The sequence below is a fragment of the Frateuria hangzhouensis genome (assembly GCF_026410505.1).
Taxonomy (GTDB): Bacteria; Pseudomonadota; Gammaproteobacteria; order Xanthomonadales; family Rhodanobacteraceae; genus Frateuria_A; species Frateuria_A hangzhouensis.
In genome coordinates this window covers 28297-55296 of record NZ_JAPMIU010000010.1, presented here as the reverse complement: position 1 = coordinate 55296, position 27000 = coordinate 28297, and the positions used below count along the sequence as shown (strand labels likewise).

Below are 27000 nucleotides of genomic sequence, written 5' to 3'. Positions count from 1 at the left end.
AATTCAGGTGAGGCGGCGCAGCGCCGCATCCAGCGCCAATGCGTAGCTGTCGGCGCCGAAGCCGCCGACCACGCCGACCGCCAGGTCCGAGAGATAGGAGTGGCGCCGGAACGGTTCTCGCGCATGCACGTTGGACAGGTGCACTTCGATGAACGGGATGGCCACCGCCGCCAGAGCGTCGCGCAGGGCGACGCTGGTATGGGTGAAGGCGGCCGGGTTGATCACGATCCAGGCGATGCCCTCGGCGCCGGCCTGCTGCACGCGCTCGACCAGGGCGTGTTCGGCGTTGGACTGGAAGCTCGACAATTGGTGCCCGGCCGCCTGCGCCTGGCGGGCCAGTCGCGCGTCGATGTCCGCGAGCGTGTCACGCCCGTAGACCTCGGGCTCGCGCGAGCCCAGCAGGTTGAGGTTGGGGCCATGCAGGACCAGCAGTTTTGCCACGCCACACCTTGCAGCCAGCCGGACGGGTCCGGCGAGGGGGCGAAGTGTGCGCGCGCCGGCCGATGTTGTCCACTTCGACGCAGTTCGGCGATGTTTGGCGGAGAACTGGCGCACAAACCGTGCGTGGGCGTATGTGGGCGATACCATGGGCCAGGGCATTCCTGACGGAGCGCACCCTGTGCGCGACCGCCCTATATCGACCGGTCGCGCGGTCGCGCGGTCGCGCACAGGGTGCGCTCCTACAAGGAGTTCGCCTCGCCGCCCAGCCAGCGCTCCAGCTTGGCCGCATCTAGCACGCCGGCATGAGTCGCCAGCACCGTGCCGCTGGCATCCAGCAGCACGCTGTAGGGCAGCACGCTGGCGCCGTCACCCAGCTGCCGCGCGCTGTCGGGCGCGTCGAGCCGGCCGAGCAGGATCGGGTAATTGACCGGATGCGCCTGCAGATATGCGCGCACGTTGTCGGGCGTATCCATGGCGATGCCGACCACGACCGGGCGATCGCCGCCAAACCGCCGCTGCGCCGCGGCCAGCGCCGGCATTTCCTTCAGGCACGGGCCGCACCAACTGGCCCAGAAGTTCACCAGCACACGGCGTCCGGTGTAGTCCGACAGCGCATGCGTGCGCCCGTCCAGGTCGGGCAGGCGCAGTGCCGGCGCCGGCTGGCCGACCAGGTCCGGTCCGCGCCGCTCGCGCGAAGCGTGCTGCAGCCAGCCGCCGGCCGCGGCGGCAAGCACCGCCAGCAGCAGGATCAGCCAGCTTGCACGGGTCATCATGTCAGCGCGCCGCTTCGGTCAATGCCTGTTCGACCAATCCGGAGGTGAGCACGGTGGGCAGCTTGCGCCCCTCGCCGCCGCCGCGGGGGAACACCACGTACAACGGTACGCCGGGCGAGTGGTATTGCTCCAGGAAGGCGGCGATGGTGGGGTTGACGTCGGTCCAGTCGCCTTTCATGTAGACCGCGCCGGTGCGCTCGAGCAGGGCGCGGAAGGCGTCGGTGTCCAGCACGGTATGTTCGTTCGCCTTGCAGGTGACGCACCAGTCGGCGGTCATGTCGACGAACACCGGCGTGCCGGCGCCGCGCAGCTGGGCCAGCTTCTCCGGGCTGTAGGCGACCGTGCCGCTGTCCGCCTGGGCGGCGCGCGCCGGCGGCGGCAACTGCGCCAGCGCGTACAGCGGTAGCGCGGTGGCCAGCAGCGCCAGCAGCACCGGCGCGCGCACCAGCCCGCCGCGGCCGCGGCTGCGCTCGAACCACCACAGGCTCAAGGCCAGGAATACCGCGGCGACCAGCAACAGGCCGACCGCGTCGGCGCCGCGCTGGTTGGCCAGCACCCAGGCCAGCCAGGCGGCGGTCAGATACATCGGGAAGGCCAGCAACTGCTTGAGCGTTTCCATCCAGCGGCCCGGTCGCGGCAGCCGCCGGGCCAGTGCGGGCACGAAACCGATGGCCAGGAATGGCAGTGCCAGGCCGACGCCCAGGGCGAGGAACACCAGCAAGGCATACATCGCCGGCGCGGCGAAGGCGTAGGCCAGCGCGCTGCCCATGAACGGCGCGGTGCAGGGACTGGCCACCACCACCGCCAGCACGCCGGTGAAGAAGTCTCCCGCCACGCCGCCGCGCGTGGCCAGCTTCGCGCCGGTGTTGCCCAACGAAGCGCCGAATTGCACCAGCCCCGACATCGACAGACCGACCGCCAGCATCACCAGCGCCAGCACGCCGACCAGCAGCGGCTGCTGCAATTGCGTGCCCCAGCCCAGCGCGTGGCCGGCCGAACGCAAGGCGAGGATGCCCAGGCCCAACGCCACGAAGCTCAGCAGCACGCCGGCGGTGTAGGCCAGCGCATGCGCCCGCGCGCGGGCCGGGCTCTCGCCGCTTTCCAGCAGGCCTACCGCCTTGATCGACAGCACCGGCAGCACGCAAGGCATCAGGTTGAGCACCAGGCCGCCGCCGAGGGCGAGCAGCAGGGCGAGCCACAGGCTGGTGCGCAGCGGGCCCTGCGCGGCAGGGGCCGGCGGGGCTTGCGGTGCCGTCGTGATCGGCGTGCCGCTGGCCGGCGCCGCACTGCCGAGCTGCACATCCAGCGCGCGGGTCATCAGCGGATAGCACAGGCCGCCGTCCTGGCAGCCCTGGAAGCTCGCTTCCAGGGCCAGGTGCGTGCGCCCGGCGAGGTCGCCGGCGATCGTCACCGGCAGGTCCAGTTCATTGAAGTAGACCGTGACGCTGCCGAAGTGCGGGTCGTCCTTGCGGGTGCCGGTGGGCCATTGCGGCGTGAGCGCCAGATCGCCGTCATCGCGAAGGCGCAATCGGGTCTGGTCACGGTAGAGGTAGTAGCCCGGCGGCATCGTCCAGCGCAGCAACAGGTGCTGTCCGTCCTGCGCCAGCGCCTCGAGCTTGAATGCCTGCTCGGCAGGCAGCGGCGCATCGCCGCCGCTGGCGCCATGCGTGGCGCCGAGCTGTTCGAGCGCGGCGCCGAGCGAGCCGCCGCCTGCCGCGGCCACGCCGCCGGTGGCCGGCAGCGCCAGGTCCAGCTGCTCGGTATGCGGCGGATAGCAGATCTTCGGATCGACCTCGTGGCAGCCCTGGAACTGCACGCCCAGTCGCAGCCGCGTGGCGCCGGGCGCCACCGTGTAGGGCACGCTGGCGTCGATCGCGTGGTGGTAGATCTCCACGTCGCCCAGGTACTGGTCGTGGTGCTTCTCGCCGTCCGGAAAGGCCGGCTCGCCCAGCGTCACGCCGCCGGCCGGCTTGAACTTCATGCGGCCGCGGTAGAGGTAATAGTCCGGCGCGATTTCCCAGTGCAGCTTCAGCACCCCGGGCGTGGAGGCGTCGGCGGAAAGCCGGTAGGCCTGGGTGACCGGCAACAGGCCGTCTTCCTCCTGCGCCGGCGCGGGAAGCGTGAACAGCAGACCCAGCAACAGCAGGGCGAAGGCGGCCAGGCGGCCGGAAAGCATCGATCGCATCATGGGGACCCTTGTGGGGTTGTCGGGGATTATGGCGCAGGTACGCCGCGCTGCCGCGGCGTGCGGCCTTATGCCTGCCGCGCCGCCGCGCGCGGTTGCAGCAGGCCGGTGGTGAGCGCGACGCCAAGCAGGATCACCGCGCAGCCGCCGGCCACGGCCAGGGTCACCGGCTCGCCGAGGAACAGCGCACCCCACAGCACGGCGAAGGCAGGGATCAGATACAGCACCACCATCGTGCGCGGCGCACCGATACGCCCGATCAGCCGAAAGAACAACACGTACGCGACCGCTGTGCACAGCACCGCCAGGCCGGCCATCGCCATCCACGCGCGCAGGCCGGGCGGCTGCGCAGGCCACAGCCACGCCGTCGGCGCCGCCAGCAACAGTGCCGAGGCGAACTGCCCGCCCGCTGCCGCGGTCAGCGGCGACACGGCCGGCAGCCGCCGCTCGGCGTAGTGCGCGGTAAAGGCATAGCAGGCCACCGCACCCAGGCAGGCCGCCATCGCCCAGCCGCTGCCGGCCGCGCCGTGGACGAGACCGCCGCTGCCGGCAATCAGCCACAGCACGCCGATCAGCCCGACCAGCAGCCCGGCCACGCGCGGCGCGTCCAGCCGCTGGCCCAGCCACAGCCAGCCGGAGGCGGCCACCAGCAACGGAGTGATCGCGTCGAAGATCGCCGACAATCCCGCCGGCAGGCTGCGCGCGGCCAGCGAGAACAGCACGTAGGGCAGCGCGCCGTTGCTCAGGCCGACCACGGCGATCGGCCAGGCATGCCGGCGCAGTTCGGCGCGGCGGCCGGCCGAGGCGAGCAACGGCAGGAAACACAACGCGGCGCCGATCGCACGCAACCCGGCCAGCGCCATGCCGCCGAACGCCCCGGCGCCCATGCGCATGAACAGGAACGAGCCACCCCACAGGGCGCCGAGCAGCAACAGTGCGGCCAGGTCGGTGCGTTTCATCGGCGGCTCCGGAGGGTGTCAAAGGCTGCAGGCTAGGCCCACATGTGGACTTGAAAAAGGACCACGAGAAGGCAAGTCTATGGGTCCAATTTTGGGGCGGAGCAACCCGTGCACCCGTTCGAGTTTCCGCTGGACCTGCCCGCGCGCGGCTCGCGCCAGCGCCTGCATGCGCTGCACGCGCAACTGCGCGCGGCGATCCTGGACGGGCGCCTGAAGAGCGGCCTGCGCCTGCCGGCCACGCGCGAGCTGGCGCTCGCGCTCGGGCTGTCGCGCAACACCGTGGTGGCCGCCTACGAGCGGCTGTTCAGCGAGGGCTACCTCGAGGCACGCCGCGGTGCCGGCAACTTCGTGGCGACGCTCGGTGCGCCGCGCGTGCCACCGCCCGATAGCGGTTCTGCCGACCGCCGCCTGGCCGCGCCCTGGCGTGGCCTCGCCGTGCCGATGCAGGCGGCCATGGTCCCGGGCGCCTGCGATTTCCGGCTTGGCATCCCGGACCAGCGCGCGTTCCCGTTCGACGTGTGGCGGCGGCTGTCGATGCGTGCCTGGCGCACGGCCGCACGGCTGCCGCCGATGTACGACGCGCCGCAGGGGCGTCCGGCGCTGCGCGAGGCGATCGCGCGGCACGTGGCGTTCGCCCGGGCGGTGGCTTGCGGCCCGGACGACGTGATCGTCACCCAGGGCGCGCAGCAGGCTTTCGACCTGCTGGCCCGCGTGCTGGTCACACCCGGCCGCACCGTGGTGGCGGTGGAGGATCCAGGCTATCCGCCGGTGCGCGAGGCCTTCGCCGCCGCCGGCGCCAGCGTGGTCGGCGTGCCGGTCGACGACGAAGGCTTGGTGGTCGAACGGCTGCCGGCGCAGGCGCGGGTGGTTTACGTGACGCCCTCGCACCAGTTCCCGCTGGGCGTAGCGATGTCGCCGCCGCGCCGCGCCGCGCTGCTCGACTTCGCCCGCGCGCATGGCGCCACCGTGATCGAGGACGACTACGACAGCGAATTCCGCTACGGCCAGCGGCCGCTGGAGGCGCTGCAGACGCTGGATCGCGCCGGCAGCGTCTGCTACGTCGGCACCTTCTCCAAATGCTTGTTTCCGTCGCTGCGGCTGGGCTACGCGGTGGCGCCGGCCTGGCTGCAGCCGGCGCTGGCCCACGCGCGGCGGCTGGCCGACGGTTTCGGCGATCCGGTCGCGCAGGAAACGCTCGCCGCGTTCATCGCCGAAGGCCACCTGGCCCGCCACGTGCGCCGCATGCGGCGGCTCTACGCGCAGCGGCGCGAGCGGCTGCTGGAGGCGCTGCACCGCCACAGTGACGGACGCATGGACGTGTGGCCGTCCGGGGCCGGCCTGCACCTGGCCGCTCGCCTGCCGCGCGACATCGACGCCGGCGGGGTGGCCGCGCGGGCGGCGCAGCAGGGCATCCAGCTGGAGGCGCTGGACGGCTATGCGCTGGACCGTCCGGGCCCCAATGGCCTGGCGTTCGGCTACGGGCGGGTGGAAGAGGGTGGCATCGAGGAGGCCGTGCGGCGTATCGCGCGCCTGCTGGGGTAGCGACGCGGCATGCGGGCGTGGCTCCCCGGTTTTGGCCCGGATTGGCTCTTATCCACGCGCATGGCGCGGGCCAGCATGACGGCATCGCCTTTTTGCGGAGTGCCCCATGCGCCAGTTCGTTCTCCTCCTCGGCCTGTACTTGCTGGCCATGCCGCTGTGGGCCGACAGCGGCCAGCAGCGCGCCGAAGCGGCCGGCCGCGGCCTGGTCGGCACACCGGCGCCGCCGCTGGTGCTGACCACCATCGACGGCAAGACCATCGACCTCGGCCAGCTGTACGGGAAAAAGGCCGTGTACCTGAAGTTCTGGGCCACCTGGTGCGTGCCCTGCCGCGAGCAGATGCCGCACTTCGAGAAGACCTACGAGCAGGCCGGGCCGGAGCTGGCGGTGATCGCCATCGACGTCGGCTTCGAGGACTCGGTGGCGCAGGTGCGCAAGTACCGGCGCGAGGTAGGCCTGAAGATGCCGATCGTGTTCGACCACGACGGCCGCCTGGGCGAGGCGTTCCGCCTGCGGGTGACGCCGCAGCACGTGGTGATCGGCCGCGATGGCCGCATCGCCTACGTCGGCCACCAGACCAATGCCGCGCTGGAGGCGGCGCTTGCCGCGGCACGGCGCGCGCCGGTGGCGCCTGCCGGCGTGGTCGCCACCGCGCCGGCGAGCGGCGGAGCAGGAGTCGATCGCCTGCCGGCGCTGGCGATTTCCACCCTCGATGGCCAGGTCTTCCGCACTGGCGCGCCGGCACCCGCGCAGCCGACCGTGCTGGTGTTCCTCTCGCCCTGGTGCGAAAGCTACCTGGCCGACAGCCGTCCAGAGTACGCCGAAGCCTGCCGCCGAATGCGCGAACAGGTAACCGCGCTGGCCGCCACGCCGGGCGTGCACTGGCTGGGCATCGCCTCGGGACTGTGGACCGATCGCGACGATCTGGAGGGCTGGCGGCGCAAACACCGCATTCCCGTGCCGCTTGCCCTGGATGCCGACGGCGCGCTGTTCCGCCGCTTCGGAGTCATGCACGTGCCGACCGTGCTGCTGGCGGACGGCCAGGGCCGCATCGTGCGGCGGCTGGAAGGCCGGGCCGACCTCGCCGCCGCGCTGCGGTCGTTGCCCGGTGCGGGGACGCGGCGGTGAGGTGGTCCTCCCATCGGCTACGTCCGGTCAGGCCTCGCCGGCGGCCAGTCGCGGCGACCGTCGGCGCGGACCGACCAGGCCGGTGGTGAGCGCCGTGCCCAGCAGGATCACCGCGCAGCCGCCGAGCATGCGCATCGTCACCGGCTCGTCCAGCAGCAGCCCGCCCCACGCCACGCCGAAGGCCGGGATCAGGTAGGGAATCACCATGATCCGCTGCGCGCCCACGCGTGCCAGCACCCAGAAGAACAGCACGTAGGCCAGCGCGGTGCACAGCACGGCCAGCCCGGCGGCGGCAAGCCAGGCCTGCAGCGGCGGTGCCTGCGTCGGCCAGGCCAGCAGCGTCGTCGGCAGCAGCGCGAGTGCGGCGACCAGGTGACTGCCGACGGTCACCACCAGCGGCGTGACGCCGTCCAGCCGCAGCCGCGTGTAATGCACGGAATAGCCGTACAGCACGGTGGCCGCGACACAGGCGAGCAGCGCCAGGCCCGCGCCCGGCGCCAGTGCCAGGCTGCCCTCGCCCAGCCAGAGGATGCCGGCGAAACCGGCGGCCCGGCCGGCACCGCGCCAGGCGTCCAGCCGCTGGCCCAGCCACAGCCAGCCGATCAGCGCGGCGAACATCGGCGTCATGCCGTCGATGATCGAGGCCAGCCCCGCCGGCAGGCTGCGCGTGGCGAAGGTGAACAGCAGGAACGGCAGCGCCGAGTTGGCCACGCCGACCACGGCGATCGGCCACCAATGCGCGCGCCATTCGGCCAGGCGCCGGCGCGAGGCCAGCAGCGGCAGGAAGCACAGCGCCGCGCCGATAGCGCGCAGGCCGGCCAGCGGCAACGCACCGAAGGCGTCCGCGCCCATGCGCATGAACAGGAACGAGCCGCCCCACAGTGCGCCCAGCGACACCAGGACGGTAAGGTCGATCTTCTTCATTTCAGGCGGCGGCGGTCGGGGAGCGGCAAGTCTGCCGCGGTGCCACTGACAAGGGCTGTCAGCAGTCTTGCGATGCCTCGCCGGTGGCTTCGCGCACCCAGGCCAGGTACGGGGCGTGGGCGTGGGCGACGGGTACGGCGATGAGTTCGGGCAGGTCGTACGGATGCAGCGCCAGCAGGCGTTCGCGGAGGGCGTCGAAGCGGGCGGCGGTGGTCTTGATCAGCAGCAGGTGCTCGCTGTCGGTGGTGACCTGGCCTTGCCAGCGGTAGGTCGAGGCAATGCCCGGCAGGTGATTCACGCAGGCGGCCAGCCGCTTGGCCACCAGCGCCTCGGCGATGCGCCGGGCGCTGTCGGCGTCGGGACAAGTGCAGTAGCAGAGCAGGACGGTGTCGGGCATGGCGGGCCATGGTAGTCGCTCCTCCGTTGAAGCATCCCCGCAGGAATTCTGTAGGAGCGCACCCTGTGCGCGACCGCCATGCACCGGCGTGCCGCGCGGTCGCGCACAAGGTGCGCTCCTACAAGGGCGTTCGGGGTGTGGGTTCGCGGCTCACGGGCGCGGCCTTCGCAAGGCGATGGGCGGGCACCCTTGAAACCCCGTACGCGCCGCCCCACTTGCAAGTCCATCGCGTTTGCAGCCCCTTGCAGGGGCCGCTCGCATCGCTAGAATTGGCACTCACCGTCACCGAGTGCTAACAGCCACCCGGTGATCCTCACCCTCTTTCAACCTGAAAAGCTGGAGTCCTCCATGAGCAAACTGCGTCCGCTCCACGATCGCGTCATCGTCAAGCGCCTGGAAGAGGAGCGTGTCTCCGCCGGCGGCATCGTGATCCCCGACAGCGCCACCGAGAAGCCGACCCGCGGCAAGGTCGTCGCCGCCGGCACCGGCCTGATCATGAGCGACGGCAAGGTCCGTCCGATGTCGCTGAAGGAAGGCGACACCGTGCTGTTCGGCAAGTACGCCGGGCAGGAAATCAAGATCGACGGTGAAGAGCTGGTCTTCCTCAAGGAAGACGACATCGTGGCCGTGATCGAGGGCTGATCGGATGTGCGATTGGCTGAGCGCGTAGAAAAAGAGCGCGCACGCCAGTCGCCTTCGGCTCCTTCTTGTAGATCTCCGCGGAATTTTCCGTACCTATTTCAATTTTTTTCGAGGCAAAAAATTCATGGCAGCCAAAGAAGTCCGCTTCGGCGAAGACGCCCGCTCGCGCATCCTCAAGGGCGTGAACACCCTGGCCAACGCGGTCAAGGTCACCCTGGGTCCCAAGGGCCGCAACGTCGTGCTCGAGAAGAGCTTCGGCGCCCCGACGATCACCAAGGACGGCGTGTCCGTCGCCAAGGAGATCGAGCTGGCCGACAAGTACGAGAACCTGGGCGCGCAGATCGTCAAGGAAGCCGCCTCCAAGACTTCCGACGTCGCCGGTGACGGCACCACCACCGCCACCGTGCTGGCGCAGGCGTTCATCCAGGAAGGCCTCAAGGCGGTCGCCGCCGGCATGAACCCGATGGATCTGAAGCGCGGCATCGACAAGGCCGTGACCGCGGCCGTGGGCGAGCTCAAGAAGCTCTCCAACCCGACCGCCGACGACAAGGCGATCGCGCAGGTCGGCACCATCTCCGCCAACTCCGACACCAACATCGGCGACATCATCGCCACCGCGATGAAGAAGGTCGGCAAGGAAGGCGTGATCACGGTCGAGGAGGGCTCGGGCCTGGACAATGAGCTCGACGTGGTCGAGGGCATGCAGTTCGACCGCGGCTACCTGTCGCCGTATTTCATCAACAACCAGCAGAGCCAGCAGGTCGAGCTGGATGACCCGTACATCCTGATCCACGACAAGAAGATCTCGAACGTTCGCGAGCTGCTGCCGATCCTCGAAGGCGTGGCCAAGGCCGGCAAGCCGCTGCTGATCGTCGCCGAGGAAGTCGAGGGCGAGGCGCTGGCCACGCTGGTGGTCAACACCATCCGCGGCATCGTCAAGGTCGCCGCCGTCAAGGCGCCGGGCTTCGGTGACCGCCGCAAGGCGATCCTCGAGGACATCGCGATCCTGACCAACGGCCAGGTGATCTCCGAGGAAGTGGGCCTGCAGCTGGAGAAGGCCACGATCAACGATCTGGGCCGTGCCAAGCGCGTGGTGATCACCAAGGAAAACACCACGATCATCGACGGCGCCGGCGAAGCCGAGCGCATCCAGTCGCGCATCGGCCAGATCAAGGCGCAGATCGAGGAGACCTCCTCCGACTACGACCGCGAGAAGCTGCAGGAGCGCGTGGCCAAGCTGGCCGGCGGCGTGGCCGTCATCAAGGTCGGTGCTGCCACCGAAGTGGAGATGAAGGAAAAGAAGGCGCGCGTCGAAGACGCCCTGCACGCCACGCGTGCGGCGGTCGAGGAAGGCGTGGTCCCGGGCGGCGGCGTCGCCCTGATCCGTGCGCTCAAGGCGGTCGAGGGCCTGACCGGTGACAACACCGACCAGAACCTCGGCATCGCGATCACCCGCCGCGCGCTGGAAGCGCCGCTGCGCGCGATCGTCGCCAACGCCGGCGAAGAGCCCTCCGTGATCCTCAACAAGGTCAAGGACGGCTCGGGCAACTTCGGCTACAACGCGGCCACCGGCGAGTTCGGCGACATGGTGCAGATGGGCATCCTGGATCCGACCAAGGTCACCCGCACCGCGCTGCAGCACGCCGCGTCGGTTGCCGGCCTGGCGATCACCACCGAGGCGATCGTGGCCGAGCTGCCGAAGAAGGATGAAGGCCACGGCGGCGGCGCCGGTGGCATGGGCGGCGGCATGGGTGGCATGGGCGGCATGGACTTCTAAGTCCTTCGCTCGATCGCTGTACCTGAGGAAAACCCCGCCTTGTGCGGGGTTTTTCTTTGAGCCCCTCTCCCTTCGGGAGAGGGGGTTGGGGAGAGGGATTCACTCCCGTGGCCCTGTCGATGATTCAGAATGTCGGTTCGCCCCACGAGAACATCCCCATGCTCTTCCGCTGGTTCGAATCCCTGATCGATCCGTTCAAGGAACCGGTCGACGTGATGCCTCCGCCGTCGCCCGGCCGCTTCTACCTGTTCTATCTGCGCCAGGTCTGGCCGATGTTCGCGGCGGTGCTGGTGGTGGGTTTCTTCGTCTCGATCATCGAAGTGTCGCTGTTCGCCTTCATCGGGCGGCTGGTGGACATGGCCAAGGTGGCCGACGGCACGGCGTTCTTCCGCCGGCACGGCAACGAACTGGCCTGGATGGCGTTCGTGGCGCTCATCGCGCGGCCGGTGTTCAACGCGCTGCACGACCTGCTGGTCAACCAGGCGATCGTGCCCAACGTGACCGCGCGCATCCGCTGGCAGAACCACCGCTACGTGATCCGCCAGAGCCTGGGTTTCTTCCAGAACGATTTCGCCGGGCGCATCGCCAACCGCATCATGCAGACCGGCAGCTCGCTGCGCGAATCGGCGGTGCAGATCGTCGATGCGATCTGGTACGTGGCGATCTACACCGGCAGCGCGATCGTGATGTTCGCTCAGGCCGACGCCTGGCTGGCGGCGCCGCTGGTGGCGTGGCTGTTCCTCTATGTCGGCACGCTGGCGTACTTCATCCCGCGCACGCGCCAGCGCTCGTGGAAGGCGTCGGAGGCACGCTCGAAGCTGATGGGGCGCATCGTCGACGGCTACAGCAACGTGCTCACGCTGAAACTGTTCGCCCACACGCGACGCGAAGAGGCCTACGTGGCCGAGGCGCTGGGCGAGCAGGTGGAACGGACCCGCGGGATGACCCGGCTGACCACCGCGATGGACGCGACCATCACCACGCTCAACGGCTTCCTGGTCGTCGGCACCTCGGGGCTGGCGCTGTGGCTGTGGAGCCGCGGGCAGGTGACGGTGGGCGCGATCGCGCTGTCGACCGGGCTGGTCATCCGCATCAACAACATGTCCGGCTGGATCATGTGGGTGGTCAACGGCATCTTCGAGAACATCGGCACGGTGCAGGATGGCATGCAGACCATCGCGCAGCCGCGCGCGGTGCAGGACGCGGCCGGCGCGATGCCGCTGCAGGTGACCCGCGGCGAGGTGCGCTTCGAGGACATCCATTTCCACTACGGCAAGGCCGGCGGGGTGATCGCCGGGCTGGGCCTGGTCGTGCACGCGGGCGAGAAGATCGGCGTGGTCGGGCCCTCCGGCGCGGGGAAGTCCACCCTGGTCAACGTGCTGTTGCGGCTGTACGACCTGGAGGACGGGCGCATCCTGATCGATGGCCAGGACATCGCCGGCGTCAGCCAGGAAAGCCTGCGCTCGCAGATCGGCGTGGTCACCCAGGACACCTCGCTGCTGCACCGCTCGATCCGCGACAACCTGCTGTACGGGCGGCCCGACGCCACCGCGGCGCAGATCGCCGAAGCGGTGCGCAAGGCGCGCGCGGACGAGTTCATTCCGCAGCTATCCGACGGCGAGGGCCGGCAGGGTTACGACGCCTACGTGGGCGAGCGCGGGGTCAAGCTCTCCGGCGGCCAGCGCCAGCGCATCGCGATCGCCCGCGTGCTGCTCAAGGACGCGCCGATCCTGATCCTGGACGAGGCCACCAGCGCGCTGGATTCGGAGGCCGAGGCGGCGATCCAGGACAGCCTGGACCTGCTGATGCAGGGCAAGACGGTGATCGCCATCGCTCACCGGCTCTCCACCATCGCGCGCATGGATCGGCTGGTGGTGCTGGACAAGGGGCGCATCGTGGAGAGCGGCACGCACACGCAATTGATCGCCCGCGGCGGGCTGTATGCGCGGTTGTGGGAACGGCAGACGGGCGGCTTCGTGGCGGCGGAGGATGCGCTTGGCTGACCCGCGAGGACGGGCGGCGGCGTTGCGGGCGTGCCGTCGTCCGCCTGTCGGCACCTTCCCCCGCCAGTCGGGGGAAGGTGCGATGGCAGGCTGGTTGGATCAGTGGCCGTGGGCGTGGGCCTTGGCGCGCGCCTTGGCCTCGAGCGAGCCGGTGGGCCCGGCACCGTCGGTGCTGCTGTCGATGGCGGGGCTGGTGTCGTGTGCCCGGCTCTGCTGCTTGAGCAGGTCGCCCAGGCCCATCGGCTGGGTGCCGGACGTGGCGGTCGCGCTCGTACCCGCGCCAACGCCGGCGGCGGTCGGAGTCGTCGTGCCGGACGCGCTGGCGCCGGCTCTTGCCGATGCGGCGGTCGCACCGGGGTCGACCTGGGCGAACGTGGGGGCCGCGAACACGCCGGCGGCGGCGATGGCGGCAAACAGGATCTTGCGCATGGTGTGCTCCGTGGGTGGGTGGCATCCCGACCCTAGGCGGCCCTCCCCGAGCGCTTTCTGAATCGACGCCGCCGCCCTTAAGCGGCCGGATAAGTGGCTGAATGGGCGACTGTGCAGCCGCGATGAATCCATGCCCCGGTAGGGTGGGCTTCAGCCCACCGCTGCCGATTTCCGGCGGGGTGCTGGTGGGCTGAAGCCCACCCTACGCGGGCAGCCATCCTGTCAGGGGCGGGCGCCGTAGGCTGCGATCCGCGCCTGCGGCCGTGCTGGCGGGGCGGCGGCGCTGGCGGCAAGCGGCGGCATCAGCGCGTCCAGCTTGCCCTTCATGCGAAGCAGCGCGACGCTGGCCATGTCCTGGTCGATCACCTTCTGCTCGGCGGTCATCTCCGGCTGCGGGGCGCCGGGGGCGCGGGTGAGCGCGGCCAGTTGCGGCGCCAGCACCTGGGTCAGCGCGTAATAGGGATCGGCGCGGATGCCGGCCGCTTCCAGCAACTTGCCCGGCAGCATCCACGAAGCCAGGCTCTCGCGCGTGGCCTTGCCGGGGTTGCGCGGGTCGACCAGCAGCCACACGCCCGGCTCGCTCAACATGTCGCCGCCGTCGACGAAGCCGGTGGCGTGGAAGCTGTTGGTCAGCGCCGGCAGGTGGTCGCCGTAGAACAGCAGCAGCGTGGGCCGCGCGCGCCGGGCGAGCAGCTTGGCCAGTCGGCCCAGTTCCGCGTCGGCGTGCTCGGCGTGATAGAGGTAGGTCTGCAGTTCCAGCTTGTCCCGGCCGGTGATGCCCGCTGGCACCTCAATCGCGTCGCGCGCGTCGGTATCCGTCGGCGGTACGTCGTACGGGCCGTGCGCCTCGATGCTGATCGCGAACAGGAACTGCGGCGGGCCGGCGTCGCGCAGCTGGCGCATGATCTCGTCGGTCATCGCGCTGTCGGCCATGTACTTGCCGTCGTTCGGGGCGTTTTTCGGAAACTGGCCCTTGGAGACGAATCGGTCGAAGCCGATCGCCTTGAACGCCGCCGTGCGATTCCAGAACGCCGGGTCGTTGCCGTGGATGGCGGTGGTCGTGTAACCGTGCGCGCGCAGCGTGCGCACCAGGCTGGGCACCACTTTCTGGTTGAGCGTCAGGTAGGGGAACTGCAGTTCGTCGAAGTACCGCAACGACAGGCCGGTCAGCATCTCGAACTCGGTGCGGATGGTGCCGCCGCCGAAGGTCGGCACGTGCAGTGCGCCGCTGGAGCCCTGCCGCTCCAGCCGGTCCAGGTTGGGCGTGAATTGGCTTTCCTGGTAGCCGCGCATGATGGCCGGGTCGAAGAACGATTCGCTCTGCACCACCACGATGTCCGGCCGCTCGCCCCCCGTGGGCAGCGAGGCCAGGCGCTTGCGCAGTTCGTCGCGGGTCTGCGCGATCAGCGCCTTGGCCGCGGCCGGATTGGCCTTGTGCTGGCCCTGGCCGTACTGCAGGTGATACAGCATCAGCGAGCTGACCAGGCCCGAATGGTTCGCCGTGGAGGTGGCCGACCATGGCTCCAGCCACAGCACGCGCGCGTTGTAGAGCTTGTTCCACAGGGTGATCCCGCCGAGCAGGCTGGCCAGCAGCACCAGGCTCACCGCCCCGCTGGCCAGCCGCTTGCCGCGCGTGCGGCGGGCGAACAACGGCGGCTCCAGCCGCCACAACGCCACGATCAGGGCGATGCCTGCCAGCAGCCCCAGGTAGGGCCAGGGGCTGTGCGGCAGGTAGCCGACCAGCAGGTGCGCGCCGCCCTTGCGCAGCTGGCCGATGATCTGGAAATCCGCCGGCATCAGCGGGTTGCCCAGGTTGGCCACCTTCAGCGCGTTGACCTGGTAGAGCAGCGCTTCGAACAACAGCACCAGGCCGAAGGAGAACAGCAGGCGGCGCGTCAGCGCCAGCAGCAACCAGGCCGCCAGCAGGCCGGGCAGGGCATTGGCCAGCGGGTAGCGCGCCTGGTCGAAAATACGCAGCGGCGTCACGCCCACGCCACCGTCCATCAGGCCGGTCAGCAGTGCGAAGGCCAGGCTCATCGAAACGACGGCCGCGACGCGCGTGGCCGGGGGGCGCCAGTGCGTCATCGTGGAGCGGGCGAACGGGGGCATGGCAGGTCTGCGGCGTTAGGGGAATGTGACTGTAATCGCCCGGAAATGAATCATGCGTTCGCTCCTTTCCCCGGGTTGCTGGCGGTTCATGCGGCCTTCGGCTGCGGCACAATGGCGCGATGAGCGTCCCGGAAAGCCCTGCGCTGCGCGCGCTGATCGACGACCGCTACGCCGAACTGGCCGCCCGCTGCCGCGCGGCGGGCGTGGCGCTGCATGACGACGCCGGCGTGGCCGAGCGCATCCGCCGCACGCTCGCCGCCAGCGATTTCGCCTTCGAGGTGTGGCGGCGCCAACCACAGTTGCTCGCCCCGGCCGGGCTGGAGCGCCTGCGCGCCGCCGGCGACGCGGGCACGCGCATCGGCGCGCTCGCCCTGCCGGAAGACGAGGCGGTCACGCTGGCCACGCTGCGCCGGTTCCGCCATGCCGAAGCGCTGCGGCTGGTGTTCCGCGACGTCAACGGGCTGGACGACCTGGCCGAGACGCTCTCGGCCACCAGCGTGCTGTACGAGGCCCTGCTGGGCGCGGCGTTGGGCTGGTCCGAACGCGCCCTGGCCACGCGCTATGGCCACGCACGCAACGACGAAGGCGCGTTGCAGCGACTGGTGGTGGTCGGCTTCGGCAAGCTCGGCGGCGCGGAACTCAATTTTTCCTCCGACATCGATCTGGTGCTGGCCTATCCGCAGGGCGGGCAGAGCGACGGCGCGCGTCCGCTGGACAACAGCGAGTACTTCGTGCGGCTAGGCCGGCAGCTGGTGCGCCTGCTCAACGAGCCCACCGACGACGGCATCTGCGCGCGGGTGGACCTGCGCCTGCGCCCGTTCGGCAACGCCGGGCGGCTGGCGTTGTCCTTCGCGGCGATGGAGCAGTACTACCAGAGCGAGGGCCGCGACTGGGAGCGCTATGCCTGGATCAAGGCGCGCCCGGTGGCCGGCGATCGCGCCGCCGGCAAGCAGCTGCAGGAGCTGCTGCGGCCGTTCGTCTATCGCAGGTACCTGGACTACACCGCCTTCGCCGGCCTGCGCGAGATGAAGGCGCTGATCGACGCCGAGGTCGCGCGCAAGGATCTGGCCGACAACCTCAAGCTCGGCCCCGGCGGCATCCGCGAGATCGAATTCATCGTGCAGCTGGCGCAGCTGATCCGCGGCGGGCGGGAGCCTTCCTTACGCGTGCGCGGGCTGCTGCCGGCGCTGGCCGCCTGCGAGGCACGCGGGCACATCGGCGCGGTGCGCGCCAAGGCGCTGCGCGAGGCCTACCGCTGCCTGCGCCGGGTGGAAAACCGAGTGCAGATGCTGCGCGACGCGCAGACCCACGACCTGCCCGAGGACGCGCTCAGTCGCGAGCGCATCGCGCGTGGCCTGGACCACGACCACTGGGAGGCCTTGCAGGCGGAAGTGGCGCACTACCGCGCCATCGTCAGCGAAGAATTTTCCAGCGTGCTGATGCCCAGCGGTGGTCGCGCCGCACGCGTGGCAATCGCCGACACCGCGTTGTGGCAGCAGGCCTGCGAAGGCACGCCGGAGGCCGGCGTGCTGGAGGCGTCCGGCTTCGTGCCCGGCATCGAGGCGGCCGACGCGCTGGCCAAACTGCCCCAGGCCGCCTCGGTGCGCGCGATGTCGCCGCGCTCGCGCGAGCGGCTGGACCACTTGATGCCGCACCTGATAGCCGCCGCGCGCGACAGCGCCGCACCGCTGCCCTGCCTGTTGCGGCTGTGCCGGCTGGTGCAGGCGGTGGCGCGGCGCTCGGCCTACCTGGCGTTGCTGGAGGAGCAACCGGCCGCGCGCGCGCGGCTGGCGCGGCTGTTCGCCGACAGCGCGTTCCTGGCCGAATGCGTGATCGCCCAGCCGCTGCTGCTGGACGACGTGCTCGACCCGCGCATCGACCAGCTGCCACTCAAGCGTGCCGACATCAGCGCCGAGATCCGTCGCGTGCTGTCCACGCTGGACGAGCGCGAGGCCGAGGCCGAGCTCGATCGCATCAACGAGTTCAAGGCCAGCATCGCGTTCCGGCTGGGGCTGGCCTTCAACGACGGTCGCGCCGACGCGGTGGCCACCGCGCGCCGTCTCGCCGCGCTGGCCAGCTCCGTGGTCGAAGCGGTCACCGCGCTGGCCGAGCGCGAGCTCATCGCGCAGCATGGACGGCTGCCTGGCGAAGGCTCGGGCTTCGCCGTGCTCGGCTACGGCAGCCTGGGGGGCGAGGAGCTGGGGTTCGCCTCCGACCTGGACCTGGTGTTCGTGTTCGACGGCACGCGCACCCAGGCCAGCAGCGATGGCGCGCGGCCGCTGGATGGCGCGCGCTGGTACCAGCGCCTGGCCCAGCGGGTGATGAACTGGCTGGGCCTGCTCACCCGCGCCGGGCGCATGTATGAGGTCGACACGCGGTTACGCCCGGACGGTTCCAAGGGCCTGCTGGTGAGTAGCCTGGAAGCCTTCGATGCCTACCAGCGCAGCCGCGCCTGGACCTGGGAGCACCAGGCCTTGCTGCGCGCCCGCCCGGTAGCCGGCGACGCCGCGCTGGGCCGGGCGCTGGGCGAGGTGCGCCACGATGTGCTGGCGGTGCCGCGCGAGCCGGCCGCGGTACGCGCCGAGGTGAGCCAGATGCGCCAGCGCTGGCGCGCGGAACGCGATCGCTCGGACGCGTCCCGGTTCGACCTCAAGCAGGGCGTCGGCGGCTTGCTGGACATCGAGTTCGCGCTGCAGGGGCTGGTGCTGGCCCACGCCGCCGATCATCCGCAACTGCTCGCCAACACGGCCAACGCCTCGCTCATCGCGGCCTGCCATCGCGCCGGCCTGCTCGATGACGCGCGGGCCGACACCCTCGCCCACGCTCACGCCGACCTGCTGCGGCGCGCGCTGGCCTGCACGCTGGACCTGCGTCCGCGGATCGCGCCGCGCGAGGTGGCGCTGGAGGAGCTGACTGCGCAGGTGCGATCGGTGACCGCGGCGCTGGGCTTCGATTTCGGCTGAGTTTGCCGTGACCAGCGCTTCGTGGAGCTCACTTGGGTGATGCTTCCCGGGCGAGAGCATCGCCCACAAGTGGGCTCCTACAGGGGCGAGGTGCGGCGGTTTCGCGCGCATGGATGGATCGGTCGTGCGCCTTGCGGCTTTGCTCGGCCTGGCGTCAGCGGTGCGCCAGCCGATGCCGCACGGTGGACGCGATGCGTTCGGTCTCGCGCAAGGGCGGTTGGCGTGCTGGCGCATCGGCTTCGAGGTCGTGGAGCAGCCCGCCCTCGCGCAGGACGCGGTGGAAGCGGGCGAGTTTGTCCGGTAGCGGTACGGGCGCGAACGTGCGCACGGCGCAACCGACCGCGCAGGCTTCGGAGAGCATGTTGACCGAATCGGGCGTCACCACCAGGCCGTCGGCCCAGGCCAGCACGCCGGGGTAGGGATTGAGGCCGTCGGCGGGGCCATGCCAGTGCAGGCCGGCGATGCCGTGCGTGGCCTCGCGCAAGAGGGCGGCCAGTGGCGCCGGCGTGCGGCGCGAGGCGAGCACCAGCAGGCTGCCGTCATGGCGCCGCTGCAGCGCATGCAGGCCATCGGCGAAGCCGCGGGCCCATGCTTCGTCCAGTGCGATGCCATGGCGCGGGCCGCCGAGCAGCACGCCGATGCGCGGTGCGGGCAGCTCGGCCAGCTGCGGCCAGGCGTCGCGCGCATCGGCCAGCCATGCCTCGTCGACCGGGTTGAGCGAGCCCAGTGGCGTGAGTACGTTGGCACCCGCCAGGCCGTCGTGGCGCGGCGCGACGACCGTGTCCCAATGCCGCGGATCGATCCGCGGGTCGAGGATCTGCACGGTATGGCAGCGCCCGTGCGACAACCGCCGCAGTACCCGCGTGAACAGCGCCGCGGCGCGACCGCAACCGACCGCCACGCGCGGCCACGGTGGCACGAAGCCCGCGCGGTCGGCCGGCGGCAGTGCCAGCTCGCCACCCAGCGTCAGCCGCGGCGCGAGCCACGACCACGGCGCGCGCGGCACCAGCACCAGCGGGCGCACCGGCAAACCCAGCCGCTCGGCCAGCGCCAACGCCTGGCGCTGGTTGCCGGCGGCCTCGTCGGCGATCGCCCAGCACTCCTCGCGCAGCGCGCTCACGCGGGCGCGGTCCCGCTGATTGTTGTCGGATCCTGCACGCTGGGTTCCCCGTTCCTCACCCGACCATCCGCCGTCGTGGCCTTACACTAGAGGCTTGTTGCGCCCGATGGCGCGCCTGTTGCCCAAAGGATACCCATGAGCGAAGTGCTTTCCGAGGCCGCCCTGGACCAGTTGTTCCGCACCGCCCGCACCTACAACGCGTTCCTGCCCAAGCCGGTGGATGACGCGATCCTGCACCGGTTGTACGACCTGGCCAAGTTCGGTCCGACCAGTGCCAACTCGTCGCCGATGCGGGTGGTGTTCGTCAAGTCCCCGGACGCCAAGGCCAAGCTCTCGCCGTTCCTCTCCGAAGGCAACCGCGCCAAGACGATAGCCGCGCCGGTCACCGCGATCATCGCCAACGACCACGCGTTCTACGAAAAGCTGCCGCAGTTGTTCCCGCACGCCGATGCGCGCAGCTGGTTCGCCGGCAACCAGCCGCTGATCGACACCACCGCCTTCCGCAACGCGACCCTGCAGGGCGCCTATGTGATCATGGCCGCGCGCGCGGTCGGGCTCGATTGCGGGCCGATGTCCGGTTTCGACAATGCGGGCGTCGACGCGGCGTTTTTCGCCGGCAGCACGGTCAAGTCGAACTTCCTGATCAACCTCGGGTACGGCGACGCCAGTCGCGACCTGTTCCCCCGCAGCCCGCGCCTGTCCTTCGACGAAGCCTGCGCGATCGCCTGACCACCCACGTCCATCGGAGAAGCCCATGCGTGCACTGAAGATCCTCGCCCTGGCCGGTCTGTTCGCCGCCGCCTCTGCTGCCCAGGCGGCGCCGGTCACCTACAAGCTCGATCCGGGCCATACGATGGTGCTGTTCAGCTGGAGCCATTTCGGTTTCTCCCACCCGACCGCCGAACTGGGTCTGGGGCAGGGCACGCTGGTGTTCGACCCGGATCATCCGGAGCAGGCCACGGTCGAGGTGACCCTGCCGCTGGCCGACCTGGATACGCATGTGCCGGCACTGGACGAGCACCTGGCCAAGCCCGACTTCCTGGATACGGCCAAGTACCCGCAGGTGACCTACAAGAGCACCCGGGTCGAGCCGCTGGGCAAGGATCATTTCCGCATCACCGGCGACCTCACCGTGCACGGCGTGACCCGGCCGGTGGTGCTCGATGCCACGCTCAACCGCATCGGCAAGCACCCGATGAGCGGCAAGCCGTCGATCGGCTTCAATGCCACCGGCACGCTCAGGCGCTCGGATTTCGGCGTGTCGATGTATACGCCCAACGTGAGTGACGAGATCACCCTGCACATCACCACCGAGGGGTCGGCCAAGTAACTCGGATGGTCTGAACGAAAAAGCCCGCGCCGGTGACGACGCGGGCTTTTTTTGGGTTCATCGCGTGTGCGCAGGAAGGCGTCGACCGTCCAGCGCTTCCCCGGCACGCGGCCGCGTAGGCCTGCCGGCATCGGTCAGCGCCGCGTCACGCCCTCGTCGCGCAGGGCCTCGAGGCTATCCAGGTCGACGCTGGCCACGGCCTGCTTGAGCTCGTCGATGCTGACGGCATCGCCGTGCGCCTTGACCGTGAAGCGCTGGCCGACCACCACGCTGTATTCGCCATTGCCGGACTCGTCCCACTCCTCGTGGGTCAGCCGGCCGTCGGCGGTGTAGGTCTTCTCGTAGCCATGGTCGGTCGTGCGCTCCTGCTGCGGCGCCATGGCGCCGGCCACCGCCATCAGGCCCTTGGCGGTGCCCATGTCGGCGACCTCCAGCGTGACCGAGCGGCCGCTGTCGTCGCCGTATTCGGCGTGCGCCTCGGTGATCTGCATGCCCATGGCGTTGTTGCGCTGGGCCGAACTGCGGGTGCGCTTGAGGCCGAGCAGGGTATCGGGCAGGAACGCCTTGACCTGTTCGGTGGACAGCGCCTGCACGGTGCCGTCGTTGCCCATGGCCGCGCCCATCATCTTGCCCATCGCGGCCTGTTGCGCGGCACCGTCGCCGGACTTCTGCGCCGCTTCGAGCTCCTTGCTGGCCTGCTCGGCACGCGCACCCATTGCAGCCAGCCTGCCCAGCGCGCTCTCCGGATCGACCGTGACGTTGTCGTCGGTGCTGCCCAGGTGCGCGCCACTCATGGCCGCGCCGGTGTAGGCCGCGGTGCCGATCACGCCGGCCACGATCAGGCCCACGATCCAGCTGAGCACGATCGCGATGATCACGGTCAGCGCGGTGTAGCCGCCGGACTTCTCGGGCGGACATTTCATGGTGAAAGGCAGGCCCAGGTACAGCAGGTAGATACCGTAGATGGCGCCGGCAATGGCGATCAGCCAGCCGATCCACGGGATGATCACGGCGATGCCGGCGATCCAGGCGGCGGTCCACGAGTAGGCCACCGTCTTGAGCGCCTGCACCATGTCCTTCTGGCCGTTGAAGGTGCCGGCCAGCGCGTTGATGATCAGAGCCATGACGTAGGCCACGACCAGCGACAGCACGTACTTGAGCACCATGCCACCGATGCCCGCGGCGACCGGCACGCGCACGACGACGCCGAGAAAACCGGTGCCGATCAGGCTGCTCTTGATGAAGCCGGCGATCGCGGGCAGTGCGGCGATCCAGACGATGTAGCCGACGTACAGGCTGCCGATGCTGGCCGGCTCGGCGGCGGCCACGGGCCATTCGGTCCTGGGCGTGGCGAGCATGGCTTTGGCGCGCGCGATAGTCTTTCCGAAGTCCATAGGTATTCCCCTTGCGACGGATGAATCGGCGACGGATGGCCGTCGGCCGGGTGGCGGCCATCCGTCCGCCGCCTGCCCATCCACGGTCGTCCCCCCAGGTGGCCCCCGCCCCTCCGGGCGCCACCAGCGCACAGTTGATGGCAACTGGGCGGGGAAGTCCAGTGCGCGCCGCGCCCGCGCCCGTCACCGCACGCTTGCGCGGGCGTGCGCCTGCTACCATGCGCTGTTTCGATATCCTTCCTGGAGCCTGCCATGTCGCGCCCCCTGTCCGAGGCCGCGCCGATCCCGGCGAATGCCGAAAATCGTTACGAAGTGACGCGCAACGACCTGCCGCTGTCCTGTCCGATGCCGGCGATGTCGCTGTGGAATTCGCATCCGAAGGTGTATCTGCCGATCGTCGAGGATGGCGGCGAGTCCGTCTGTCCTTACTGTGGCGCGCATTACGTCCTGCGCGACTGACCGGCGCCCCGTGGCCGGCCCCGGATCGGGCGCCATCGGCACGATCGCTGCTTGTCTCGGCGGATGAAGGCCACCCAACAACCCCTCATGTCTGCCGTCGTCACCCCCACCCGGCGTCTGGTTGTCGTCCAGCTGATCCCTGCGCTGCATTCGGGAGGGGCGGAGCGTTCCGCCATGGAAGTGGGTCGGGCGCTGGTGGCAGCGGGGCACCGCTCGATCGTGATCTCCGGCGGCGGTCGCCTGGTGGCTCAACTGGAGGCCGAGGGCAGCGAGCACATCACCCTGGACATCGGCACCAAGGCGCCGCGCACCTTGTTGCGCCTGGGTGCGCTGCGGCGGCGACTGCGGGAGCTGCGGCCGGACATCGTGCACGCCCGCTCGCGCCTGCCGGGGTGGCTGGGCTGGTGGGCGCTGCGCGGGATGACGCCGCGGCCGCATTTCATCACCACCGTGCATGGGCTCAACTCGCCCGGCCGCTACAGCTCGATCCTGCTGCGCGGCGAGCGGGTGATCGCGGTGTCGCAGACCATGCGCGACTACGCGCTCAGTCACTATCCGTGGCTGGACCCGGCGCGGGTGAAGGTGATCCCGCGCGGCATCGATCCGGATGCGTTCCCCTACGGTCATCGCCCGGACGATGCCTGGCAGAAGGGCTTCTTCGCCGAGTTCCCGCAACTGGCCGGCGCGCCGCTGCTAACCCTGCCTGGCCGTGGCACGCGGCTGAAGGGCCACCACGAGGCGATCGAGCTGGTCGCCGAACTCAAGCGCCGCGGCATCGAGGCGCGCCTGTTGCTGCTGGGCGTGATCGAGCCGGGCCGCGAGGCCTACGTGGAAGAACTCAGGCGGCTGATCGGCGAGCGCGGCGTCGAGACGCAGGTAGTGCTGACGCCGCCGCGCAACGACGTGCGCGACATCTACGCGGTGTCCTCACTGATCCTGCAGTTGTCGACCAAGCCCGAATCGTTCGGGCGCACCGTGGTCGAAGCCCTCTCGTTGTGCCGCCCGGTGCTGGGCTATGCCCATGGCGGCGTGGGCGAGCTGTTGGCCGAGCTCTATCCGGCCGGCCGCGTGCCGCTGGGCGATCGCGAAAAGCTGGTCGAGCGCGCGGCCGAGTTGCTTCGCGTGGCGCCGCCGATCCCGATGCTGCAGAGCTACCGGCTCTCGGACATGCAGCAGGCGGTGCTGGCGCTGTACGGTGAAGTCGCCGGCTGACCGCCGCGCCGCCCGCCCGCCGCGGGCGCTGCCATTGCGTCATCCGGGGCCCGGCACCCGCGCGCGGGCGCCTGCAAGGGGATTGCGGGCGTCCTCTACAATCGCCCGATGCCCGTGACCCGCCACCTCGCCGCCGCCCTGCGCTCGCCACTGCTGCCGTTCTGGCTGGTGATCGCGCTGCTGCCGGTGGGGCGCAGCTCCGAACTGGGCACGCTGCTGTGCCTGATCGGCACGGTGCTGCTGTTCCTGCGCCACCCGGACGCCCTGCGCGGGCATGCCGGCGCGCGCCTGCTGCTGGTGTTGCTGGCCTGCTATGTCGGCGCGGCGTTGCTGTCGTCGGTCGATGCGGTGGCGCCCGGCAAGAGCTGGGGCACCACCGCGGGGTTGCTGCGCTACGCGCCGCTGGGTTTGTATGCCTGCTTCGCGATGCGGCGCGAGGACAAGTTGCGCGCGCTGTATGTCGCCGTGGCGGCGGTCGTCGCGCTGTGGGTCGCCGATGCCTGGCTGCAGGCATTCACCGGTTGGAGCCTGGGCGGCCATGCCCAGGCCGAGCGCGTCTCCGGCATCTTCGGCGCGGACAACCTCAAGCTCGGGCCGACCCTGGCGGTGCTTGCGCCGTTCGCATTGTGGGCGGCGCGCGAGCGTTGGGGGCGCATGGGAATGGTGCTGGCGTTCGCCGTGCTGCTGGGGCCGGTGCTGCTGGCCGGCTCGCGCGCGGGCTGGCTCTGCTACGGCCTGGTCGGGCTCGCGTTCGCCTGGCGCGAGGCCGGTTCGGCCCGGCGCTTCACGCTGTGGTGCGGCCTGGGCCTGCTGCTGGTGGCACTGGCTGGCGCGCTGGCCTGGTGCACCTCCGGTCGCTTCCACGAGCGGATGGAACGCACTCTGGCGGTGTTCGCGGGCAGTCCGCAGGGCTTCGACGAGGCGCTGACCGGCCGGCCAGCGATCTGGCGCGCCAGCGTACGGATGGCCGCTGACCATCCGTGGAACGGCGTGGGTGTGCGCGGCTTCCGCTATGCTTATCCCGATTACGCGCCGGCCAACGACCACTTCCTTGTGCAGGAGGCCTGCGGCGCGGGCGAGGGCGCCTGCCACGCGCACCAGCTGGTGCTGGAGGTGCTGAGCGAGACCGGCGCGATCGGCCTGTTGCTGTGGCTGGCCGGCATGGTGCTGGCCGTGCGCGCCTGGCATCGGCGCGATGACCCGGCGCGCGCGCGGGCGTTTCCGGTAACGGTGGCGCTGGGCGTCATGCTGTTCCCGCTCAACACGCACCTGGCCTTCTATTCGGCGTGGTGGGGCCTGCTGTTCGCCTGGCTGCTGGGGCTGTGGTGCGCGGCGCTCCACGTGGTGGAGGACGACCATGCGTGAGCCGTTGTCGGTGGTGGTCACCACGTACAACAGCGCCGACACGCTGGAGGCCTGTCTCGGTTCCGTCGACTGGGCCGACGAGATCGTGGTGCTCGATTCAGGCTCGATCGATGCCACGGCCGCGATCGCGCAGCGCCATGGCGCACGCGTGCATGTGCAGCCGTTCGCCGGCTACAGCGCGCAGAAGCAGGCCGCGATCGACCTGGCCCGGCATCGCTGGGTGCTGCTGCTGGATTCGGACGAGGCCCTGCCGCCCGGCGCTTCCGAGGCCGTGCAACACGTGCTGGAGGAGCCGGCCTGCGCCGGCTACCAGCTATGGCGGCGCGAATGGGTGTTCTGGCGCTGGCAGTCGCCGCGCGCGCGGCTGAACCACTACGTACGGCTGTTCGACCGCGGGCGCGCGCGCATGAGCGGGCACAGCGTGCACGAGTCGGTGCGCGTGGACGGCCCGGTCGGTACGCTGGATGTCGTGCTGGATCACTACGGCGAAGCGGACATCTCCGGCCGCGTGGACAAGGCCAACCGCTACTCGTCGCTGCAGGCGGCCGGGGATGCGCGCCGCCTGCGCGGCCGGCTGGGTTGGCGGCTGGTCGCCTATCCGAGCATCGCCTTCCTGCGCTACTACCTGCTGCGTGGACACTGGCGCGCCGGCTGGGCCGGCTTCATCGCCGCGCGGGTGCACGCGTTCTACGCTTTCCTCAAGTACGCCAAGCTCCACGAGGCACGCGTGCGCGCCGCACAGGGCGCGCCGCGCCATCCGCGTCAGCGGTAGATGCGAGCAGCCCCCGGCGGACGCGTCTTGAAACGCTTGTGCACCCACAGGTATTGCGCCGGCGCGGCGCGCACCATCTGCTCGATGCTGGCGTTGACGCGGGCGGTGTCGGTCGCCGCATCGCCGCCCATGGCCAGCGGCGCACCCAGCCGCATCGCATAGCCGCCACCGGGCAGGCGCTGGTGGAAGAACGGGATCACCTGCGCCTGGCCCATGCGCGCCAGGTGGTGGGTGGCGGTGATGGTCGCCGCCGGCACGCCGAAGAACGGCACGAACACGCTGTCCTTGCTGCGCATGTCCTGGTCGGGCGCGTACCACAGGGTGCCGCCGCCACGCAGGTACTTCACCGTGCCGCGGATGTCATCCTTCTCGAACATCGCCGCCGCGTAGTGCAGCCGCGCGCGCAGCACGGTCCACTCGAACACCGCCGAATCCATGCGCCGGTACATGCCGGCGATGGGTATGCGCCGCGAGATCAGCCGCGCGCATAGTTCGAGATGCGAGAAGTGTCCGCCCACCAGCAGCACGCCCTGGTCCCGGGCGCGCGCCGCCTCCAGGTGTTCCAGGCCCTCGATGCGGGTGGGGATGCGCGCGATGGCGCGATCGGAGCCCATCCAGCCCAGCGCGAATTCCACCAGCATCAGGCCGATGTCGGTCAGGTGCGCATCGACCAGCGCCGCCTGCTCGCCAGCACCGAGTTCGGGAAAGCACAGCGCGATGTTGGCCTCGGCCACATGGCGGCGGCGCGAGGGCAGCTTGCGGATCAGCGCGCCGAGCAGCCGGCCCAGCCGCAGCAGCAGCGGGTAGGGCAGGCGCGCGATCAGCCAGATCGCGCCCACGCCGAGCCACGCGGGCCAGTGGCGGGGTGCGAGCAGGGAGGCGTCGAAGGAGGGGCGGGGCATGCCGGGCATCCGGGCGATTGTAGCCTTTGAAGGTTTGTTCCCTGCCACTTGTCAGGGGCAGGAAAGGGTCGCCAGGCCTCGCGCAGGGATTCTCAAAGCGCCACCTCGGTGGCGCTCCCTGCAAGCCTTGGTCCCCTCACCCAACCCCTTCGACAAACCCGGAGCGGTGCTCTTCC

23 protein-coding genes are annotated in these 27000 nt (G+C 70.4%); 12 read left to right on the top strand and 11 right to left on the bottom strand.

Going from position 1 to position 27000, the window contains the following annotated elements; all coding sequences use genetic code 11:
• Positions 1-3: 3 nt before the first annotated feature.
• From aroQ to OSC30_RS11915, 4 genes are all read right to left on the bottom strand, one after another.
• Positions 4-441 (bottom strand): type II 3-dehydroquinate dehydratase, encoded by a 438-nt coding sequence (aroQ, locus tag OSC30_RS11930; RefSeq protein WP_267172074.1) that lies wholly within the window; start codon positions 439-441, stop codon positions 4-6.
• 239 nt (positions 442-680) lie between these two features.
• Positions 681-1214 (bottom strand): TlpA family protein disulfide reductase, encoded by a 534-nt coding sequence (locus OSC30_RS11925; protein ID WP_267172073.1) that lies wholly within the window; start codon positions 1212-1214, stop codon positions 681-683.
• Between the two features lies 1 nt (position 1215).
• Entirely contained in the window at positions 1216-3399 is a 2184-nt protein-coding gene (locus tag OSC30_RS11920; protein ID WP_267172155.1) for a protein-disulfide reductase DsbD family protein, read from the bottom strand.
• A gap of 68 nt (positions 3400-3467) precedes the next feature.
• Positions 3468-4358: a DMT family transporter gene (locus OSC30_RS11915; RefSeq protein ID WP_267172072.1), complete on the bottom strand. Its 891-nt coding sequence runs from the start codon at positions 4356-4358 to the stop codon at positions 3468-3470.
• 108 nt (positions 4359-4466) lie between these two features.
• On the opposite strand from OSC30_RS11915, the gene pdxR reads away from it, so the two are divergent.
• Both pdxR and OSC30_RS16895 read left to right on the top strand, forming a co-directional pair.
• Positions 4467-5900, top strand: coding sequence for a MocR-like pyridoxine biosynthesis transcription factor PdxR (pdxR, locus tag OSC30_RS11910; RefSeq protein WP_267172071.1), 1434 nt, complete (start codon positions 4467-4469; stop codon positions 5898-5900).
• A gap of 106 nt (positions 5901-6006) precedes the next feature.
• Positions 6007-7026: a TlpA family protein disulfide reductase gene (locus tag OSC30_RS16895; RefSeq protein WP_323374214.1), complete on the top strand. Its 1020-nt coding sequence runs from the start codon at positions 6007-6009 to the stop codon at positions 7024-7026.
• A gap of 27 nt (positions 7027-7053) precedes the next feature.
• Here the strand turns inward: OSC30_RS16895 and OSC30_RS11895 are convergent, their stop codons facing one another.
• Both OSC30_RS11895 and cutA read right to left on the bottom strand, forming a co-directional pair.
• Entirely contained in the window at positions 7054-7950 is an 897-nt protein-coding gene (locus OSC30_RS11895) for a DMT family transporter (RefSeq protein WP_267172070.1), read from the bottom strand.
• A gap of 58 nt (positions 7951-8008) precedes the next feature.
• A complete protein-coding gene (gene cutA, locus OSC30_RS11890; RefSeq protein ID WP_267172069.1) occupies positions 8009-8347 on the bottom strand; it encodes a divalent-cation tolerance protein CutA in 339 nt (112 codons plus the stop codon).
• Between the two features lie 348 nt (positions 8348-8695).
• Here cutA and OSC30_RS11885 point away from each other — a divergent pair, with 348 nt between their 5' ends.
• From OSC30_RS11885 to OSC30_RS11875, 3 genes are all read left to right on the top strand, one after another.
• On the top strand, positions 8696-8989 hold the full coding sequence (locus OSC30_RS11885; protein ID WP_267172068.1) for a co-chaperone GroES: 294 nt from the start codon (positions 8696-8698) through the stop codon (positions 8987-8989).
• Positions 8990-9113: 124 nt separating this feature from the next.
• Positions 9114-10766 (top strand): chaperonin GroEL, encoded by a 1653-nt coding sequence (gene groL / locus OSC30_RS11880; protein WP_267172067.1) that lies wholly within the window; start codon positions 9114-9116, stop codon positions 10764-10766.
• A 158-nt stretch (positions 10767-10924) separates the two neighbouring features.
• Positions 10925-12769 (top strand): ABC transporter ATP-binding protein, encoded by a 1845-nt coding sequence (locus OSC30_RS11875; RefSeq protein ID WP_267172153.1) that lies wholly within the window; start codon positions 10925-10927, stop codon positions 12767-12769.
• A gap of 99 nt (positions 12770-12868) precedes the next feature.
• On the opposite strand, the gene OSC30_RS11870 is transcribed toward OSC30_RS11875, so the two are convergent.
• A complete protein-coding gene (locus tag OSC30_RS11870) occupies positions 12869-13198 on the bottom strand; it encodes a hypothetical protein (RefSeq protein ID WP_267172066.1) in 330 nt (109 codons plus the stop codon).
• A 222-nt stretch (positions 13199-13420) separates the two neighbouring features.
• On the bottom strand, positions 13421-15307 hold the full coding sequence (locus OSC30_RS11865) for an LTA synthase family protein (protein ID WP_267172065.1): 1887 nt from the start codon (positions 15305-15307) through the stop codon (positions 13421-13423).
• Positions 15308-15426: 119 nt separating this feature from the next.
• Between OSC30_RS11865 and glnE the strand changes: the two genes are divergently transcribed.
• Positions 15427-18270: a bifunctional [glutamate--ammonia ligase]-adenylyl-L-tyrosine phosphorylase/[glutamate--ammonia-ligase] adenylyltransferase gene (glnE, locus tag OSC30_RS11860; protein ID WP_267172064.1), complete on the top strand. Its 2844-nt coding sequence runs from the start codon at positions 15427-15429 to the stop codon at positions 18268-18270.
• A 154-nt stretch (positions 18271-18424) separates the two neighbouring features.
• Here glnE and OSC30_RS11855 read toward each other — a convergent pair whose 3' ends face one another.
• Positions 18425-19390: a mitochondrial fission ELM1 family protein gene (locus OSC30_RS11855; RefSeq protein ID WP_267172063.1), complete on the bottom strand. Its 966-nt coding sequence runs from the start codon at positions 19388-19390 to the stop codon at positions 18425-18427.
• Between the two features lie 135 nt (positions 19391-19525).
• On the opposite strand from OSC30_RS11855, the gene OSC30_RS11850 reads away from it, so the two are divergent.
• Both OSC30_RS11850 and OSC30_RS11845 read left to right on the top strand, forming a co-directional pair.
• A complete protein-coding gene (locus tag OSC30_RS11850; RefSeq protein WP_267172062.1) occupies positions 19526-20119 on the top strand; it encodes a malonic semialdehyde reductase in 594 nt (197 codons plus the stop codon).
• 25 nt (positions 20120-20144) lie between these two features.
• A complete protein-coding gene (locus OSC30_RS11845) occupies positions 20145-20720 on the top strand; it encodes a YceI family protein (RefSeq protein ID WP_267172061.1) in 576 nt (191 codons plus the stop codon).
• A gap of 134 nt (positions 20721-20854) precedes the next feature.
• On the opposite strand, the gene OSC30_RS11840 is transcribed toward OSC30_RS11845, so the two are convergent.
• On the bottom strand, positions 20855-22114 hold the full coding sequence (locus OSC30_RS11840) for a Yip1 family protein (RefSeq protein WP_267172060.1): 1260 nt from the start codon (positions 22112-22114) through the stop codon (positions 20855-20857).
• 252 nt (positions 22115-22366) lie between these two features.
• Between OSC30_RS11840 and OSC30_RS11835 the strand changes: the two genes are divergently transcribed.
• The 4 genes from OSC30_RS11835 (at position 22367) to OSC30_RS11820 (ending at position 25922) form a co-directional block, all read left to right on the top strand.
• Positions 22367-22573 carry a zinc-finger domain-containing protein gene (locus tag OSC30_RS11835; RefSeq protein ID WP_267172059.1) on the top strand — a complete coding sequence of 69 codons (207 nt, stop codon included), beginning with the start codon at positions 22367-22369 and terminating at the stop codon, positions 22571-22573.
• Positions 22574-22660: 87 nt separating this feature from the next.
• A complete protein-coding gene (locus tag OSC30_RS11830; RefSeq protein ID WP_267172058.1) occupies positions 22661-23785 on the top strand; it encodes a glycosyltransferase in 1125 nt (374 codons plus the stop codon).
• A 108-nt stretch (positions 23786-23893) separates the two neighbouring features.
• Positions 23894-25150, top strand: coding sequence for an O-antigen ligase family protein (locus OSC30_RS11825; RefSeq protein ID WP_267172057.1), 1257 nt, complete (start codon positions 23894-23896; stop codon positions 25148-25150).
• The gene (locus OSC30_RS11820) at positions 25143-25922 is read left to right on the top strand and encodes a glycosyltransferase family 2 protein (RefSeq protein ID WP_267172056.1); all 780 of its coding nucleotides are present in this window, start codon (positions 25143-25145) and stop codon (positions 25920-25922) included. Before OSC30_RS11825 ends, OSC30_RS11820 begins: the two co-directional genes overlap by 8 nt.
• Here OSC30_RS11820 and lpxL read toward each other — a convergent pair.
• Complete coding sequence (lpxL, locus tag OSC30_RS11815) at positions 25913-26824, bottom strand: LpxL/LpxP family Kdo(2)-lipid IV(A) lauroyl/palmitoleoyl acyltransferase (RefSeq protein ID WP_267172055.1); 912 nt, start codon at positions 26822-26824, stop codon at positions 25913-25915. The two genes, OSC30_RS11820 and lpxL, sit on opposite strands and share 10 nt — an antisense overlap.
• Between the last annotated feature and the right edge of the window lie 176 nt (positions 26825-27000).

Bases quoted from the DNA above. Each gene is read 5' to 3' on its own strand.
- OSC30_RS11925 (WP_267172073.1), bottom strand. From the start codon at position 1,214: ATGATGACCCGTGCAAGCTGGCTGATCCTGCTGCTGGCGGTGCTTGCC.
- OSC30_RS11920 (WP_267172155.1), bottom strand. From the start codon at position 3,399: ATGCGATCGATGCTTTCCGGCCGCCTGGCCGCCTTCGCCCTGCTGTTG.
- OSC30_RS11915 (WP_267172072.1), bottom strand. From the start codon at position 4,358: ATGAAACGCACCGACCTGGCCGCACTGTTGCTGCTCGGCGCCCTGTGG.
- OSC30_RS16895 (WP_323374214.1), top strand. From the start codon at position 6,007: ATGCGCCAGTTCGTTCTCCTCCTCGGCCTGTACTTGCTGGCCATGCCG.
- OSC30_RS11895 (WP_267172070.1), bottom strand. From the start codon at position 7,950: ATGAAGAAGATCGACCTTACCGTCCTGGTGTCGCTGGGCGCACTGTGG.
- cutA (WP_267172069.1), bottom strand. From the start codon at position 8,347: ATGCCCGACACCGTCCTGCTCTGCTACTGCACTTGTCCCGACGCCGAC.
- OSC30_RS11885 (WP_267172068.1), top strand. From the start codon at position 8,696: ATGAGCAAACTGCGTCCGCTCCACGATCGCGTCATCGTCAAGCGCCTG.
- groL (WP_267172067.1), top strand. From the start codon at position 9,114: ATGGCAGCCAAAGAAGTCCGCTTCGGCGAAGACGCCCGCTCGCGCATC.
- OSC30_RS11875 (WP_267172153.1), top strand. From the start codon at position 10,925: ATGCTCTTCCGCTGGTTCGAATCCCTGATCGATCCGTTCAAGGAACCG.
- OSC30_RS11870 (WP_267172066.1), bottom strand. From the start codon at position 13,198: ATGCGCAAGATCCTGTTTGCCGCCATCGCCGCCGCCGGCGTGTTCGCG.
- OSC30_RS11865 (WP_267172065.1), bottom strand. From the start codon at position 15,307: ATGCCCCCGTTCGCCCGCTCCACGATGACGCACTGGCGCCCCCCGGCC.
- glnE (WP_267172064.1), top strand. From the start codon at position 15,427: ATGAGCGTCCCGGAAAGCCCTGCGCTGCGCGCGCTGATCGACGACCGC.
- OSC30_RS11850 (WP_267172062.1), top strand. From the start codon at position 19,526: ATGAGCGAAGTGCTTTCCGAGGCCGCCCTGGACCAGTTGTTCCGCACC.
- OSC30_RS11845 (WP_267172061.1), top strand. From the start codon at position 20,145: ATGCGTGCACTGAAGATCCTCGCCCTGGCCGGTCTGTTCGCCGCCGCC.
- OSC30_RS11840 (WP_267172060.1), bottom strand. From the start codon at position 22,114: ATGGACTTCGGAAAGACTATCGCGCGCGCCAAAGCCATGCTCGCCACG.
- OSC30_RS11835 (WP_267172059.1), top strand. From the start codon at position 22,367: ATGTCGCGCCCCCTGTCCGAGGCCGCGCCGATCCCGGCGAATGCCGAA.
- OSC30_RS11830 (WP_267172058.1), top strand. From the start codon at position 22,661: ATGTCTGCCGTCGTCACCCCCACCCGGCGTCTGGTTGTCGTCCAGCTG.
- OSC30_RS11825 (WP_267172057.1), top strand. From the start codon at position 23,894: ATGCCCGTGACCCGCCACCTCGCCGCCGCCCTGCGCTCGCCACTGCTG.
- OSC30_RS11820 (WP_267172056.1), top strand. From the start codon at position 25,143: ATGCGTGAGCCGTTGTCGGTGGTGGTCACCACGTACAACAGCGCCGAC.
- lpxL (WP_267172055.1), bottom strand. From the start codon at position 26,824: ATGCCCCGCCCCTCCTTCGACGCCTCCCTGCTCGCACCCCGCCACTGG.